Source organism: Bacillus nitratireducens, assembly GCF_001884135.1.
Lineage (GTDB): Bacteria > Bacillota > Bacilli > Bacillales > Bacillaceae_G > Bacillus_A > Bacillus_A nitratireducens.
The window spans coordinates 281,559-297,890 of record NZ_MAOC01000091.1 but is presented as its reverse complement, the minus strand read 5'-3'; the positions used below and the strand labels follow the sequence as shown (position 1 = coordinate 297,890).

Sequence of the window (16,332 nt, the reverse complement as noted above, 5' to 3'; positions counted from 1 at the left end):
ATATTTATGTCACTGAGCTCAGAAGAATATATGTGGAGGGAAAATGTATGAAATCGAAACATGTACCAGTTTTAATTGTTGGAGGGGGATTATCAGGATTATCGTCTGCATTATTTCTTGCAAAACATAACATTGATTATGTGCTTATAGAAAGGCATCCGTCTACTGCGATTCATCCGAAAGCAGGTGGAATCACTTTTCGTACGATGGAATTATTTCGAGAATTAGGTCTAGAAAAAAGGATTAGATTAGCTGGTAAAGCGTTAGAGAATTGTCACGGGAGAATTGCGGTTCAAACAATAGCTGAGGTAAATAATGAAGAGCTGGAACAAATAAGGGCGGCTCAGTATGAAAATAACGAAAATTTAGTTCGTAAAGTGGAAGAGATTAGCCCATCAAAACAAACTGCTTGTTATCAAATTACTTTAGAAGAGATGATGTTACAATACGCGCAAAAGTTAGGCGGAGAGCTATCTTTTTATCATGAGCTGGTTTCTTATGAGCAAAATGAGAACGGAGTAATAGCGGTTATTCGAGATTGTGAAACGAAGGAAGAGAGTACTATTTATTGTGATTATGTAATCGCAGCAGATGGAGCGAAAAGTAAAATACGTGAACAGTTAGGTATTTCAACCGAGGGCCGTGGTACAATCGGTGGTTATTATATGAACATATATTTTGAAGCAGATTTAAGTGAATGTATTAAAGGAGACGCATTCGGTTTTACTATGATACGACATCCAAAAGTAATTGGCGCGCTTATTCCAGTCGATAACGAAAGTAAATGGATTTATCATGTAGCTTATGATCCACTAAAAGGGGAGCAACCAGAGGATTTCTCTATAGAACGCTGTAAGCAAATTATTCAAACTGCAATTGGAAGTATGGATATTAAGCCAGAAATATTAAGTGTTTTACCATGGGAAGCGAGTGAAAGTACAGCGGTAAAATTTCAGGACAATCGCATCTTTTTAGTTGGTGACTCAGCACATATTATGCCGCCAACAGGAGGATTTGGTTCAAATACAGGAATACAAGATGCGCATAATTTAGCTTGGAAATTAGCGGCTGTTATAAAAGGGAAAGCAAATCCAAAATTGTTAGAAACGTATCATGACGAGAGATATCCTGTTGCAAAATTAACGACGGACCATGCGAGTAGTATATTATTTCGTGCTGCGGGCAGAGAAGAAGGTAATTTGAGTAATATGGATAGTTTAGCTGTCACTGCTGGTTATCAGTATTGCTCAGAAGCAATTATAGACGAGTGTAACACACCGCATAGAATGAATATAGTTGATTTGAACGGACGCCCGGGAACGCGTGCGCCACATTTTTGGGGAACTTATGAAGGAAAAGAAGTTTCTGTACTTGATCTATTTGGTAGCAACTTTGTGTTACTTACTGGAGCAGAGCCTAGTACTTGGACTGAAGCTGCAAATGTTGTTTCATCCGGATTAGGAGTAAAGATAAAAGTGTATCAGGTGGGTTTAACTGGTGATTTCATCGATCAAAGTAACTATTTTAGAAAATTATACGGGATAGAAAATGGAGGAGCGGTAGTAATAAGACCAGATGGATTTATTGGATGGCGTACGGAAAATGAGGTAGTAAAGCCGGGTATATTACTTGAAGAGATAATGAATCGTTTATTATGTAATTAAATATAAAACCACCGCTTGTATTTCAAAAGCGGTGGTTTTATTGCTTACAACTTACAAAAAAAAATATTGTAAGTTGTAAGCGGATGTGCTAATCTTATAACCTACTTGAAAGATGAATTTTTTTGATTGTAACTTACAAATAATAAAAAATGTAAGTTGTTGAAATAACAGAAGCTAATTTTATTATGTAAATAAAGTGGACGGTGAGAAAAATGACAGAAAAAGCATTAACGAGAAATGTTGTTTTGGATGCAGCGGAAAAGGAATTGATTAAATATGGATGGAGTAGGACGACGCTTGTTAGTATTGCGAAATCCCTTGATGTTAGTCATGCAGCTTTATACTCCTATTTTCGTAGTAAGGCAGCACTTCGCGACGCTATTTTGGAAAGATGGTTATTAAAGTATTCAGATCAACTTGAGAAAATTAGTGGAAAAGACGGAGAAACAGCAGTGATTTTACAAGAGTGGTTCTTATGTTTGTTCCAACTTAAAAAGAAAGAATTACTGGAAAATGAAGAGCTATTTACATTGAATAGTTCGTTAGTGCAGCAAAAGAATGCTGTTATCCAAAAACACGAAGAAAGATTAGTTAGGCAACTGGAAAAGGTTATAAATCAAGGGATAGAGCGTAACGAGATTGAAAAACAAGACAGTTTATTTTTAGCGCATACGATTTTTGGACTCCTATCATCGTTTTATCATCCTGCTTTTTCTGAGCGATGGAAAGAAGAGAAGATAAACGAAGAATTTCAAAAGTCATGGGAAATTGTTGCGCGTGGTATTTTTCAAAAGTAAAGAACTTCGTATCATATAAGGCTTTCAATCAGGAAACGTAATGAGAAGGGGAGATTATATGAGTCATTATAAAGAAGAACAACAACGTGTAAATGTAGTCATTGAAAAAGTAGACGAGGAACTGAAAGAGCTGGACAGCCGAATTGGTTCGGTGAAGTCTGAAATTGTAAATATAAGAAAAAACTTTTGGGAAGATGTAAAAGTAAATATAGATAATATTAAAGAGGCGGTTGAAACGGCGGCTAGTATTAGGCAAGAGGCCGAGATTCTTTCAGAAAGGGAGCATACCCATCACCATGCGAAAAATGAATATAATCTTTTAACGAAAATAAAAGATACACCGTACTTTGGAAGAATTGATTTTAAAGAAGAACAAGAGGCGGATACTGATGAGATCTATATTGGTATCGGCTCTTTTTATGATAAAGAGACAGATGGATTTTTAGTATATGATTGGCGCGCACCTATTTCTAGTCTTTATTACGATTATTCTTTAGGAAGTGCAAAGTATATAGCACCAATGGGGACAATATCAGGTGATTTACTTTTGAAACGTCAATATATTATCCGGAATGGTAACATTCAAAGTATGTTCGATACAGGTGTAACGATAGGGGATGAACTCCTTCAAGAAGCGCTAGGAAGAAATGCAAGTGAACAAATGAAAAGTATTGTAGCGACAATTCAAAAGGAACAAAACAAAATTATTCGAAACGATAAAAGTGATGTATTACTTGTGCAAGGGACGGCTGGAAGTGGAAAAACTTCAGCAGCTCTGCAACGGGTTGCGTATTTATTATATCGTTACCGCGGGACAGTAAACGCGGATCAAATTTTGCTGTTTTCTCCGAATGAGTTGTTCAATAGCTATATCGCTAACGTCTTACCAGAGCTTGGTGAGGAAAATATGCAGCAAACGACTTTTCAGGCGTATGTGGAGCATATGATCAGCAAAAGTTTTATTGTAGAAGATTCTTTTTCACAGCTAGAATACATGTTAACGAAAGAACAGGAAAACATGTATGAAACGAGGCTAAAAGGAATTCAATATAAATCATCGATTGAATTTATGGGACTGATTGAGAAATATGCGAGAAGTCTAAGTGAAAAAGGACTAGGTTTTCATGATGTCACATTTAAAGGTGAAGTGCTGATTGAGGAAAGAACGATATATGATTATTTTTATGCGCTAGAAACGTCTATTTCCATACCGAATCGAATGCAGCTTACAGCGGAATGGATTCGTAAGAAGATAAATGAATTTGAAAAGAAAGAAGCGAAAAAAGACTGGGTAGAACAAGAAATTCAGTATTTAAATAAAGAAGATTACAATCGTTTTTATGAAAAATTAGAGAAGGATAATCAATTTGATTATTATGAGCAGGAACATGAATTATTAACGAAATATGTAGTGAGAAAACATTTTCGTTCATTGCGAAGAAAGGTGAAATCTTTAGCTTTTGTAAATCATTCTGCAATATTTCAGCAGTTCTTTGAAACCATCCAGAAAGATGTTTTTGTGCCAGATGGTTGGGAAGAGATATGTAAACAAACAGTAAATCGGTTGGTGAGAAAACAATTAGCGTATGAAGATGCAGCGCCGTATTTGTTTTTAAAAGAATTAATTGAAGGATTTAAAACGAATCACCTTGTGAAATTTGTATTTATTGATGAAGTACAAGATTATACACCATTTCAGTTAGCGTTTATGAAGCGGCTGTTTCCTAAGGCGAAATGGACAATGCTTGGGGATGTAAATCAAAACATTTTATCACACGCTAGCGATAGAGGGATGGATATGATTTCAACGTTGTTTGCAAATAGAAAAGTAGAAAAAATTCAGCTTAACCGTAGTTATCGCTCGGCAAAACCGATAATTGAATTTACAAAACATATCATTCCAAATGGAAAAGAAATTGAAGCTTTTAACCGTAACGGGAAGAAACCGTTATGTATAAAAGTGAATGATGAACGAGAGCGCGCAGAAAGTATCATAGATAAAGTAAGAGATTTACAAAAGCAAAGTCATAAATCGATTGCAATCATTTGTAAAACAGATGAAGAATGTATAAGGGCTATGGAGTCAATAGGGAATAAATTAGATTTTCATCTTGTAAAAAAAGAAAATACGACTTATGAAAAAGGCGTTGTGATTATTCCTACTTATTTGGCAAAAGGGATAGAGTTTGACGCTGTTATTATATTTGATGCTTCAAATGACATGTATAGCAAAGAATCTGAACGGAATTTATTTTATGTAGCATGTACACGAGCGATGCATGAATTATATGTATATTATGCAGGAGAGATTACGACAATGCTTTCGAAAGTACCGAAAGCATTATTTCAAAACGAAACTAGTAAAGGGAGAGATGCTTAATGGCTAATCAATTAAATGCTTTTCAAAACTGTAATAAGGAAGTTTCAATGTTATTATCCATTCCGAAGTATGTAAAATTAGTGCATGAGCATGAAGAATTGCGTGATGGTGTAAATGTTGAAATACATCGTTATCAAGCAGAAGAACGACTAAATTATGGTGGCTCTCATATAACAACTATTACTTCTCAAAAAGATAAGCATCTTTTAAGTTATACGAATATGATGCCAGTATACTCTAATAAACTACCTCATAAGGATGAGGCAGAGGAAATAGCAATGGATGTAATGAAAAAGGTTGATCGACAATATGCAAATGACCTAACTTTGCTTCGCATAGAAAAACAAACGAGACATTATGTTGATGGGGGACAAACTGTGGAATTTCCTGTTTTATGGGTAAAGATGATGCATAATAACGGAAGTTTTAACTGGGTGACAATTGGTGGCGATGGACAAATCATCGAATTTGAGCGTGAAGTACGCTGGGATTATATGATGAGCCGCCGTCAAACAGAAATGTGGTATTATGATGACTGGGTATTGGCACGAATGGGGAAAGGACCACAATTATTGTCGCCAGCTGCTTTAGCTTAATATGTAATAGGTAGGTCTCTATGATAATATACCGTTAGTAATATTTTATCTATATAATAAACTGCACATAAAGGACTGAGAAATATGAGAAGAAAAGGTTATTTTATAGACAATGAGAGTAAGCGGTTATACAACAATGACATCGTAGTCTCAAATAAAATATATTCTAATAATCCTACGTTGGCAGAACTGAAACAAATGATTTATAACGGTGGAATAGAAGAAGTGTTTATATCCGATTATTTTGACGATCGAAAAAGTAATTTAGAGCGTGAATCAATAGATGATGTGAGAGCCGAATGGGATACAAAATATCACAATAATATTTGTCTTACTGATGAACCAGTATCTTTAGAAGATTTTCCAGATGAATATCTCTTCTTTGTTGAAATGTGGGAAAATGAAAGAGGAAAAGTAATTTTAGTGTTATTTATGCATCATTAGAATATTCGGGAAGCCTTTATATTGGCTTCCCGATATTTTTTATGCTGAAAAAATATTATGCAAGATGTTGGTAATATACTACGTATTTTTCTAATCCTTCAATCTCTTTCTCAGGAGGTTCAATTCCACCTTTTCGGCCGTAGCAAACATTTCTCAAGTATTCGCCGAAAATTATAGAGCGATTTTTCTCATTTTCCATCCAATTATATCTATTAATTATAAAATCACCATCAAAACTTGTATCAAATGTATATGGAATACAAGTTATATGTTTTGGTAAATGTTTTTTTAATACTCTATATTGCCGACCTGCTCCTAAACTTTTACATACAAACAGTAAACTATTAATTGTTGTAAAATCAAAAATCTTCTTAGCTTCAATTACATTTGCGATAGAATGGAGAGAGTTTTTCTCGAAAATGATAGCGTCTTCTGGTACACCGTGTTCAATTAACTTGTTAACAATTACTTCTGATTCTGATAACTCTCCATAATTCCAGTTTGGATGTTTCATTCCATGTAAACTAGTACCACCTGTGACGATAATTTGTGCACCTAAACCTTGTTGATAAGCATGTAAAGGAGCTTGCCAATTCCCAGGATGGGAACCACCGAAAACGAAAATTGCATCACACTGTTGTGGTGTTGATTCTTTTAGGAAAGCGATTTCGGTTATTTCTTCAATTTGTTTTTTCGTAAGATGTGGGACTTCAGGGTATTTAGGGATTACCATATGAAAACCTCCTATATAGTGAAATGTTAAATTCATTATATAGCGATGTTGTTTAGTGGAAAAAGGGAAGTTTTTCATTTGACAGTTCCCCTTTTATGATAACTCTCCTATAAACAAAAGTTCTACTTCATCATAAAATTCATCTTCATCCTTGATTATCTCTTGGAAATGCAATGTTTGGACACTGTTAGAAATTGATATTTTCCATTCATGCCCGAAGTCGGAATCATTGGGGAGGGGAATCCATTTTTGAAATTCATTATCTCTATTGAAAAATTTTTGAAAGTAGTCGTCGTTTTTAAATATGATGATTTGTGAGTTCCATAAGCTTGCTATTTTGATCATAACAACGACTCGATATGTATTTGTATCGTTCGGTTTCATTGTCATTAATTGATTCGCTTGATTTAACAGGGTTTGAATGCACAATCGCTTTACTTTCCTAGGTGTTGTACTAGAATCGATAAAAGCTTGAGAGCCTGGTAAAGACATATGCCAGTATTCATCGTTATAGAAAGTAGACGGAAATGCTTTAGTAGAGTCTTCAATTCTTTTTATAAGAGTTTTTGTTTTTCGTTTCATTCCGCGTATTTTTTTTTCACGCATTGTTGATCATCTCCATAAATTTTTGCAGGGCAGCTGAGTGGAAAATATCTTTTCGAGTAATAAAGGTAGTAGGAACCTTTTTAAAGTGATTTGGTAATGTATTTAAAGATAACCCATGTTCGTAATCTGGAATAATAGATTTCAGCATAATAGCCGTACCCATACCTGATTTTACACATGCAAGTATTGCTTCAATTGTTCCGAATTCTAGTATTCTTTTAGGTGAAATCCCTTCTTCTTGAAGCCAGTTTTCTAATAGTTTTCTGTAATAACAACCTTGACTAAAAGCGAGTAAATTCAGTTCTCCTATTGTTTTAAAGGAAGATAGAGGAGTCTTGCTAATGAGAACGAGTTCTTCTTCTCGAAATGAAAGTGTATGAAGTTCAGTATGCTGAATATTTCCAGCGATAAGAGCCCCGTCAAGTTTTCGCTCTAAAACGAGCTGAGTTAATTGGTCTGTCGTATTTGTTTCTAGAATCAATTCAACTTCTGGATACTTTTCATAATAGGTCGTTAATATGGGCGGGAGACGAACGGCTGTTGTCGATTCTGTACACCCGATTTTTAACGTGCCTTTTGGCTCGGTTCCGTTACTTTGGACAGCTTGAATGGATTGATCGATTAAGTGGATGATTTGTTTTGCATATGTTAATAAAATTTTTCCGTTAGAAGTTAAAGTAACGCCTTTTCCATTTCGATAAAATAAAGGCACACCTAACTCGATTTCTAGTTGTTTTATACGCATCGTTACACCTGATTGTACATAGTTTAAATTTTTTGCGACATGAGATATATTTCCTACTGTCGCAACTTCGTAAAAAACCGTTAAATCTTTTATGTCCATTTATTATCACCCCGAAAAAGGTATCAATTTTTTTGATGGATTCTATTATTAACACTTATTTTACATGATATCAGAACCTTCATACAATGAAAGGGATATGGGGGAGATAACGTTGATAAGTGAAGAAAAAATTGAAAAGTACAGTAGTTCTAATAAATGGATCATGTTAACTTTGGCAACGGTAGCACAGGCAAGTGCAACACTTATAACATATGGAGTAGGGGTACTCGCTTTATTTTGGAAACAGAAATATGCACTTTCGAATATGCAGGTTGGGTTGTTAATAAGTGCTGTAAATATTGGTCCGCTGTTTTGTATGCTTTTTGCCGGAAGGTTACTTGATCGATATAACGAAAGAATATTAATTGGAGCGAGCGCTGTATTACTTGGCGGGGGGCTTTTACTTGCTCATATGGCAAGGGGATTTATTGGGCTATTATATGTCCTTCTTTTAATAGGAACTTTTTATAGCGTATCCCAGCCAGGGGGAAGTAAAGTAATCTTGAAATGGTTTCCGAAAGAAATGCGCGGATTAGCTATGGGAATACGGCAAGCCGGTATACCTATTGGCGGGGCGTTAGCAGGAGTAACGATCCCTTTGCTTACACTTAAATTTAGTTTATCTTATACGATAAATGTTATTGTAACTATATGTATAGTAGGTGGGTTATTGTTTTTCATATTTTATAGGGAATCGTACGTACGAGAACACACGAGCCAAGAAAATGTAAGTATTTCTTTTTGGATGCAGTTAAAAAAGGTAATATGTAAAAAAGAGCTGTATCCAATTTTTATTACAGGTATTTGTATGATTTCTTTACAGATGGTATTAGTCGGACATTTTATGAAATTTTTAGCTGTTGAAAAATCGATAACACCTATTTTAGCAGGGAAAGTATTTTCGGTTATGCTATTTGCGGGAATGATAGGCCGAATTATATTAGCTACAATAAGTGATACATATTACAAAGGGAATCGTCGGACACCGTTGTTTATTTGTGTATGTATTTCTTCTTGCTTAATTCTAGTTGTTGTGATGAGTATACATACAATGAGACTTGGGGCATTATTTGTGGTAAGCGGACTATTAGGATTTTTTGCAATTGGTTGGTTTAGTCTTTTTATGGTCGAAGTTGCTGAGTCTGCAAGTGAGGAATCGGTAGGTTTAACAATGAGTTTTGCACTTACGCTTAATCAAATTGCTATTATCTTTGCACCTGCTTTGTTTGGTTATATAGTAGATCGAGAAGGCTACACATATGCATGGATGGGGATAGCTGCATTACTAAGCGTTTCAGCAGTAAGTTTATGTAAAAGTAAATGAATATTAAAAATGTAAATCTTTTATGAAGAAAATCTAAAGAAATGTCATGGGAGTGACATTTCTTTTTTAATATGCTGTATAATCAATTTGTAAATGAGATTCGTTTTCATTAACGCTCATTTCCTCTTTTGAAATTACCTGTAATTTTAGCCATAATAAGTTGTTTTTCTTTTTCGTTATTTGCCCGATTTATTTTGTTTAAAAATTTTTCAGCATCATTTCCTTTTAAAATTATAATCTGTTTTCCGTAATATTCAATTGAAACTATATTGTTTTTTGTTACTCGATAATGAAACATCATATCATCTAAACGATTGCGTTTATCGGTCTTTTTCAAATTAACGCCCCCATTCTTGTTAATGTGTAACGAATGTTACATAAAAAATTTAAATTAAAGTTGGATGTATCCGATTGTAAGGTGGAAATTTTGTAAAAAAGAACTACAATAGAGAGTAGTTAAAATTTGAACGTTAGAAAAAGGAATCTAGTTTAATATGAGGAATAATAGAGTAGATAGATTATAAGATATTTAAAAACTAAAAGATATAGAATAGAATGGAAAAGTATAAAGTGAAACTAGATAAAAGAGGGTTCCCATATGTTTAAGAAATGGTTAATCGCTTTCTTTGTTTTTGCTATTTTTTGTGGAAGTGTCGCTGCACTCATACATGCAAATAAAGAAAAGAAATACAGTTTGAAGGCATTTTCAAATTTTGAGGATAAAGTTGATGCGAATCAGCAAAAACGTTATGATATTGCAGCAACGAAACTCGATCAATATTTAAAAGATAAAGGATTTAACGGAACGGTTCTCGTAACGGATAAAAATAATGTGGTTTTACGAAAAGGCTACGGGTATGCGAATATAAAAGATAAAGTTTTAACAACGCCAAGAACAAAATATCGCATCGGTTCCATTACGAAAACGGTAGTTGCAATATCTATATTACAGCTAAGAGAAAAAGGGAAATTAAATATAGAGGATAATGTGAATAAATATATTCCGTCGTTTCCGGCAGATAAAAATATTACGTTAAGAAATTTGTTAACACACACTTCTGGATTGCCAGAGCAGGGACAAGGTGGTGTTGATGCAGCATCACGCTTAAAGTTAGTAACATGGATTGGATCACAAAAGCTTGAATTTCCTGCAGGAACGGGATGGAGATATACAGATTATAATTATATGGTGCTTGCATATATTGTAGAAAAGTTATCGAATAAACCGCTTTCTGAATATGTGAAAGAAAATATTTTTACTCCTGTTGGGATGTATGAATCTGGGATGGGGGCAACTTTTCCTGGAGATATGTTTTTAGCAACAGGGTATACGAAAAAAGATAATGAGTTAGTAACTACGTCTCGTTTAAGAATGAATTGGCTATATGGTTGTGGTGAAATGTACACCACTGTTGATGATATGAAAAGGTTAGATGAGGCAATTATGGATGGTAAGCTACTTTCTAAACAAAATTTATCAGATATGTTTACTGTATCACCCGCTAGGAAGTATGGATTTAGTTTCTACATTAATGCAGATTATAATCATAATCATGGAGTATTAGCTGGATGGAACACATTTAATAATTTTAATGGAGATAAACGGATTTATGTGATTCTTTTCTCTAACGTACAGAATGGGATGAACGATACATTTAATCAAGAGTTTAGAAAGATGGCGAAAGATTTAATAGAAGGAAAATAATTATTTAAAAATCGGTATTGATATAAAATTATCAATACCGATTTTTTTATTTAGTAAAGTTTTATTTAGTGAACAAGCGTGTATGAGAGGGAATTAATATTAGAATAAATTTATGAAGGAAGTTAAATGATATTAATGTTAAATATAGGGAATTTTTTTGTGAATGTCATCTATTTGTATTGAAATTATGTGATTATCATGCGGGAGAATAATTGGTAATTTTTACATTGATGAAAAAGCTTGAGCTTCACACTATGTTAAGCCTTACATTATTGTAGACATGAACAGGAGGTTGAAAAATGAAAAAAGTAGTAAAGTTTTGTTTAATCGCTACATTATCTATAACGATTATTAGTGGATGTTCTTTTGAAGGGAATAATGAAAATGTCAAAGGGAAAGAGGATAAAAAAGTAGAGGTACAGAAAAACGCTGGAAAATATACGATGCCGGATGAAAAAGATAAACATGAAGGTACATGGCTACAATGGCCTCATGAATACACATATGGTCAAGAGTATAAACAAGAAGTCGAACCTATTTGGATTAAGATGGCAAGTGCTTTAACTGAGGGTGAAAAAGTCCACATTGTTGCATATGATGAGGAGGAGAAAGAGCGAATCAATAAGCTTTTAATAGATAAAGGGCTGAATATGGCTAAAGTTGATTTCTTTATCGCTCCTACAGATGATGTGTGGGCAAGAGATAGTGGACCGATTTTTGTTTATGATAATAATAAAAACCTAAAAATATTAGATCCAGCATTTAATGGTTGGGGAAAGAAAACTCCTTATAAAAATGATGCCCGTATACGTGAGAATGTTAGTAAACAATTAGGGATTGAAAGAATTGATTGGGGGAAATTTGTCCTTGAAGGTGGCGCAATTGAATTAGACAGCAATGGGACTGCTTTATTAACTCGAAGCGCAGTAACGAATAAAAATAGAAATCCTGATTTATCAGAAGAGGAAATTGAAAAATATATAAGTGACCTTGGGGTGACAAACTTTATTTGGTTAGATGGGGTGCCTAATTTAGATATTACTGATTTTCATATTGATGGATTTGCTAAATTTCATGATAAATCTACAATCGTAACGATGGCAGAAGATGACTTGGCTGAATGGGGCTTGTCAAACAAAGATATGGATAAATTGTTAGATGCAAAAAATGCTTCAGGACAGAAATATAAGTATGAATACTTACCACTTAGTAAAGATAAAGTTACTTTAGAAGATGGAAAAACTCTTGATTATAAAGGGTCGTATATCAATTATTATATTGGAAATAAAGTTGTATTGGTGCCTAACTATAACGATCCAAATGACAAAATCGCAAACGATACGATTCAGAAGTTATATCCGGATCGTAAAGTAGTGGGAATTGATGTGAGAGAACTTTATAAAAATGGTGGAATGATCCATTGTGTGACACAGCAACAACCGATTCAATTGAAGTAATCGATTATAGTTTCGTTATGTTGCTTTATAGACAAAATAGGTGAAATGCTATCTTTACCTATTTTGTCTTGTTTTAACAACTGTAATAAGAATGAAATGTATAATTTTAATGTAATGATAATTAAATAAAAATATATTGTCATTATTGTTTTATATGGAAAAGGAGAAAAATTTTTGTGTTAAAGAATTTAAAGAGAGTATTTTCGTTGTTCCCTATCGTTCTACAGTACATTATAAATGTAGCTTTGATCTGTTTGGGAATTGTTTTAAGTGTGTTTCTTATGAAAGAAGTCATTCAATTTATACAAGAACTGAAATTGAGTGGTGAGGAATCTGGTTATCATTTAATTGATAGCATTGTCGTATTCTTTTTATATTTTGAATTCATTGTAATGATTATAAAGTATTTTCAAATGAACTTTCATTTTCCATTACGTTATTTTATATATATAGGTATTACGGCCATTGTTCGTCTAATTATTATAGACCATGATAGTCCAATGGATTCATTGTTATATGCTTGCGCGATTCTTGTGTTAATTAGTGCTTTATTTATTGCAAATTCTAAAATAATGCGTCGTGATTTAGAAGAGTGAACATTTGTTGTTTAAATCAAAAAAGATGTTTTATCTTTTGATAAAAAGGAGTAATGGTATTGAAAGAAATAATCTTAACTAGTTTCATAATAATAGGATTTATGATTCTACTATTTAATTGTATACTTTCATAATTTAAAGAAAGTTAATAAAGAAAGAGGTTTTTGTAAATATGGTACATTACAATAATCAGAATAGTTCACATCAAATATTTACATTAAAGGGAACGGTTATAAGAGATATTTTCCCGCAAATTTTATTATATATATGTGTTTCAGCGATAGTAACTGTGATTCATTATTATTATGTAGAAATAAAAATGAATCAAACTCCTTGGGTAATTGTTGGAGGAGCTTTAGGTCTACTGTTAGTTTTTCGTACTAACACTGCCTATGATAGGTATTGGGAAGGTAGAAAGTTATTTGGCACGGTTGGTGCTTGTACTAGAAATTTGGCAGTTAGTTTTTTATGTTACTGGGAGTCTGAAGGGAAAAAGACGGATCAGGAAAAATTAAAATTTTTACATTTGTTAATTGCTTTTCCAAAGATAGCGAAAGGACATTTGAGAGACGAAAAAGATTTATCCGAAATAAAAGCATTGTTTGATATTTGTTCTGAGAAGGAAAAAGAGATGTTGGCTGAGTCTATTCATTTACCGATTAGTATAGTTTTTATGTTAAAAACTATACTATCAAAAGGTTTAAAAACGGGTCAAATTCATCCAAATGCGATAATTAATATGGAAGCTGATTTGAATACTCTGCTCACGGCTGTGGGTGGATGTGATCGGATCAAAACAACGCCTATTCCTTTTGCATATTTTGCTCATATTAAAATTTTACTGCTCATATTTTGTGGGACTTTACCGATTGGCCTTGTTGATAGTCTTGGATGGTTTACAGTACTTGCAACTACGTTTATAAGTTTTGCATTTATAGGTATTGAAGCAATAGGAGTTGAAATTGAGGATCCATTTGGTCAGGATCCAAACGATCTTCCGTTAGAAGGAATTTGCATTGGGGTAGAAACGCATTTAGTGAATTTATATAACCAAAACGCCCTATTAGAAGTAATGGATTTGAATCTTGATAAAAAAATCATCTAATCCCTCATTGTGTACGACGATTAAAATTAAAAAACCTTGTCAAGAGTCAGTTTACGGCTTAACGACAGCTTTATATTTTTTATATAAATATATAATATTTCTCCGTGCTATAATCCATTCATGAAATGTGCACGTTTCGAACATTGTTATGAAAAGAGAAATAGTTGGCATAGTGAAATTAGTTATTCAACCATTATTAAAAAGCGAGGTAAATAATATGGAACAAAAACATAATGGAATTATTTTTACTGCAATACCAGATAAATCAAATGCATATTATCGTCCATTTTATGAAGACCTGATTTATTTTAATGAATACTTAAATGAAAATAAATCATTTACTGATCAACTTGTTTCTTTATCCGTTGAAGAGCAAGACTTTCATACAAGCTTTTTTGAGTATGATGATATTTGGCTAAGAGATGTTGCACCAGTTGTCACAAATCATTTAGTTAAATTTAAATATCAACCAAATTACTTACCGAAAGATCAATGGAGATATTTAGATCAACAATTTAATAAATGGTTGAAAAAGAACGATTTTGAATATGTGAAGTCTCCATTGATATTAGACGGTGGAAATCTTATTTGGAATAAAAAAGATACTGTTATATTAACGGAACGCATATTTGATGATAATTATGATTGGACGGAAGAAGAAATTATAGAGCAACTGGAATGGGATTTGGATGTGAGTCGGGTTATTATTATTCCTGCTGAAGAGGGAGATGTATTTGCACACGCAGACGGGATGGTTAAATTTATTGATGAACATACAATGTTTATTAGTGATTTTTTAGGGGATCATGAATTTAGATATAAGGTTCAAGAGATTATTCAAGAGCAAATGCCAGAGGCTGAATTTATAGTTGTTCCTTCGTCATATACAGAGAAGGGTCAATACGATGAAGAGATAGCGTCAGCAAAAGGTTTATATATAAATATGTTAGAAACATGTGATACGCTTTACGTTCCTAAGTTTGGATTAGCTAAAGATGAGGAAGTTTTACGATATATTCAACAGCATACTGAGAAACAAGTTATTCAAAGTCATGTAGGAGAAATATCGACAATGGGAGGCGCCATGAATTGTTTAACGTGGTATTGTCCTAGTCATTTGTTACCTTCAAAAATGAAAAGGCTGAACGATCAGAATGAAGGTTCTTCAATCAGAAAAATATTTGATTGGTTTTAATAAATAAGCTTATATATAAGAAAATGTATTCAAGGGGTATTTATATGTATACAATTACTGAATTTTCACGGATTTGTAAAATGAGTACACGAATGTTAAGGCATTATGATAAAGAGGAAATATTGAAACCAGCATATGTGAATCCAGTAAATGGATATAGATATTATGAGCAAGGGCAGCTTGAAATAGCGTTGAAAATTAAAAAGCTAAGGGAGTACAAGTTCCCTTTACCGAAAATTAAAATCATTCTTCAGTCATCAGATCAAGATTCATTTATTAAACATATGCAATCGCAAATTATAGAGTTGTCTCATGAGGTAAAACAAAATTTACAGGTTATTTCAGAAATGAATGAAATGGTAAATATGAATCATGCTTTAAATACTGCTTGTCATAGAAATTACGATATATTTATTGGAATGAGAAATGAAATAACAGTAATTGCTCAAAGACTGCAAATAAATATAGATGATATGGATGATTATTTTTATGACTTATATGAAAAAGTACAAAAGCATAACTTACAAATGGTCGGTTCGCCCTCTACGGTCTTTTATGATGAAGAGTATATTCCAAATGAAAGTGAAGTTGAATTAAGGATTCCGGTCATGCATGGGAACAATAAAGATGTAGTACAAGAATATGAAATAAAAAAATTAAATCCACATCAAATCGTTACTACTATGCATTATGGAAGTTATGACTATATAGGCTACGCTTATATTGCGTTAGAAAAATGGATTGAAAGAAATGGTTATGTAATAGATGGTTCACCATATGAGGTCTACATAAAGGGATCTGAATGTGATTGTTTAGTAGAAGAGTATGTCACACAAATTTGTTTTTTAGTTATGAAAATAGAATGAGAATAAGGATTGACATTAAC

Annotated in this window: 16 protein-coding genes; 12 read left to right on the top strand and 4 right to left on the bottom strand. The window is 33.1% G+C overall.

What is annotated here, in order from left to right; all coding sequences use genetic code 11:
• The first annotated feature begins 47 nt into the window (after window positions 1-47).
• The 5 genes from BAU23_RS26370 to BAU23_RS26350 all read left to right on the top strand — a co-directional run bounded on the left by BAU23_RS26370 (window position 48) and on the right by BAU23_RS26350 (window position 5,881).
• Complete coding sequence (locus tag BAU23_RS26370) at window positions 48-1,664, top strand: FAD-dependent oxidoreductase (protein WP_071735498.1); 1,617 nt, start codon at window positions 48-50, stop codon at window positions 1,662-1,664.
• Between the two features lie 212 nt (window positions 1,665-1,876).
• On the top strand, window positions 1,877-2,461 hold the full coding sequence (locus tag BAU23_RS26365) for a TetR/AcrR family transcriptional regulator (protein WP_016130041.1): 585 nt from the start codon (window positions 1,877-1,879) through the stop codon (window positions 2,459-2,461).
• A gap of 58 nt (window positions 2,462-2,519) precedes the next feature.
• The gene (gene helD / locus BAU23_RS26360; protein WP_071735496.1) at window positions 2,520-4,841 is read left to right on the top strand and encodes an RNA polymerase recycling motor HelD; all 2,322 of its coding nucleotides are present in this window, start codon (window positions 2,520-2,522) and stop codon (window positions 4,839-4,841) included.
• On the top strand, window positions 4,841-5,437 hold the full coding sequence (locus BAU23_RS26355; protein ID WP_071735494.1) for a hypothetical protein: 597 nt from the start codon (window positions 4,841-4,843) through the stop codon (window positions 5,435-5,437). Before helD ends, BAU23_RS26355 begins: the two co-directional genes overlap by 1 nt.
• Window positions 5,438-5,521: 84 nt before the next feature.
• A complete protein-coding gene (locus BAU23_RS26350) occupies window positions 5,522-5,881 on the top strand; it encodes a hypothetical protein (RefSeq protein WP_016130038.1) in 360 nt (119 codons plus the stop codon).
• Between the two features lie 55 nt (window positions 5,882-5,936).
• On the opposite strand, the gene BAU23_RS26345 is transcribed toward BAU23_RS26350, so the two are convergent.
• The 3 genes from BAU23_RS26345 to BAU23_RS26335 form a co-directional block, all read right to left on the bottom strand.
• Entirely contained in the window at window positions 5,937-6,614 is a 678-nt protein-coding gene (locus BAU23_RS26345) for a YdcF family protein (RefSeq protein WP_071735492.1), read from the bottom strand.
• Between the two features lie 93 nt (window positions 6,615-6,707).
• Window positions 6,708-7,220 (bottom strand): DUF3916 domain-containing protein, encoded by a 513-nt coding sequence (locus BAU23_RS26340; protein WP_071735490.1) that lies wholly within the window; start codon window positions 7,218-7,220, stop codon window positions 6,708-6,710.
• On the bottom strand, window positions 7,213-8,064 hold the full coding sequence (locus tag BAU23_RS26335) for a LysR family transcriptional regulator (protein ID WP_071735488.1): 852 nt from the start codon (window positions 8,062-8,064) through the stop codon (window positions 7,213-7,215). The genes BAU23_RS26340 and BAU23_RS26335 overlap by 8 nt, the downstream gene beginning before the upstream one ends.
• 97 nt (window positions 8,065-8,161) lie before the next feature.
• Between BAU23_RS26335 and BAU23_RS26330 the strand changes: the two genes are divergently transcribed.
• Window positions 8,162-9,388, top strand: coding sequence for an MFS transporter (locus tag BAU23_RS26330; protein WP_208611249.1), 1,227 nt, complete (start codon window positions 8,162-8,164; stop codon window positions 9,386-9,388).
• Between the two features lie 109 nt (window positions 9,389-9,497).
• On the opposite strand, the gene BAU23_RS26325 is transcribed toward BAU23_RS26330, so the two are convergent.
• Complete coding sequence (locus BAU23_RS26325; protein WP_016130033.1) at window positions 9,498-9,725, bottom strand: hypothetical protein; 228 nt, start codon at window positions 9,723-9,725, stop codon at window positions 9,498-9,500.
• A gap of 261 nt (window positions 9,726-9,986) precedes the next feature.
• Here BAU23_RS26325 and BAU23_RS26320 point away from each other — a divergent pair, with 261 nt between their 5' ends.
• From BAU23_RS26320 to BAU23_RS26295, 6 genes are all read left to right on the top strand, one after another.
• Window positions 9,987-11,093: a serine hydrolase domain-containing protein gene (locus BAU23_RS26320; RefSeq protein WP_000475308.1), complete on the top strand. Its 1,107-nt coding sequence runs from the start codon at window positions 9,987-9,989 to the stop codon at window positions 11,091-11,093.
• Between the two features lie 299 nt (window positions 11,094-11,392).
• Window positions 11,393-12,550 carry an agmatine deiminase family protein gene (locus BAU23_RS26315; RefSeq protein ID WP_000758198.1) on the top strand — a complete coding sequence of 386 codons (1,158 nt, stop codon included), beginning with the start codon at window positions 11,393-11,395 and terminating at the stop codon, window positions 12,548-12,550.
• A gap of 176 nt (window positions 12,551-12,726) precedes the next feature.
• Window positions 12,727-13,146, top strand: coding sequence for a phosphate-starvation-inducible protein PsiE (gene psiE, locus BAU23_RS26310; protein WP_000916787.1), 420 nt, complete (start codon window positions 12,727-12,729; stop codon window positions 13,144-13,146).
• A 172-nt stretch (window positions 13,147-13,318) separates the two neighbouring features.
• The gene (locus BAU23_RS26305) at window positions 13,319-14,251 is read left to right on the top strand and encodes a bestrophin family protein (RefSeq protein WP_000233835.1); all 933 of its coding nucleotides are present in this window, start codon (window positions 13,319-13,321) and stop codon (window positions 14,249-14,251) included.
• Window positions 14,252-14,468: 217 nt separating this feature from the next.
• The gene (locus BAU23_RS26300; protein WP_071735605.1) at window positions 14,469-15,446 is read left to right on the top strand and encodes an agmatine deiminase family protein; all 978 of its coding nucleotides are present in this window, start codon (window positions 14,469-14,471) and stop codon (window positions 15,444-15,446) included.
• A 44-nt stretch (window positions 15,447-15,490) separates the two neighbouring features.
• Window positions 15,491-16,312, top strand: a complete 822-nt coding sequence (locus BAU23_RS26295) for a MerR family transcriptional regulator (RefSeq protein WP_016130030.1) — start codon at window positions 15,491-15,493, stop codon at window positions 16,310-16,312.
• Window positions 16,313-16,332: the final 20 nt, after the last annotated feature.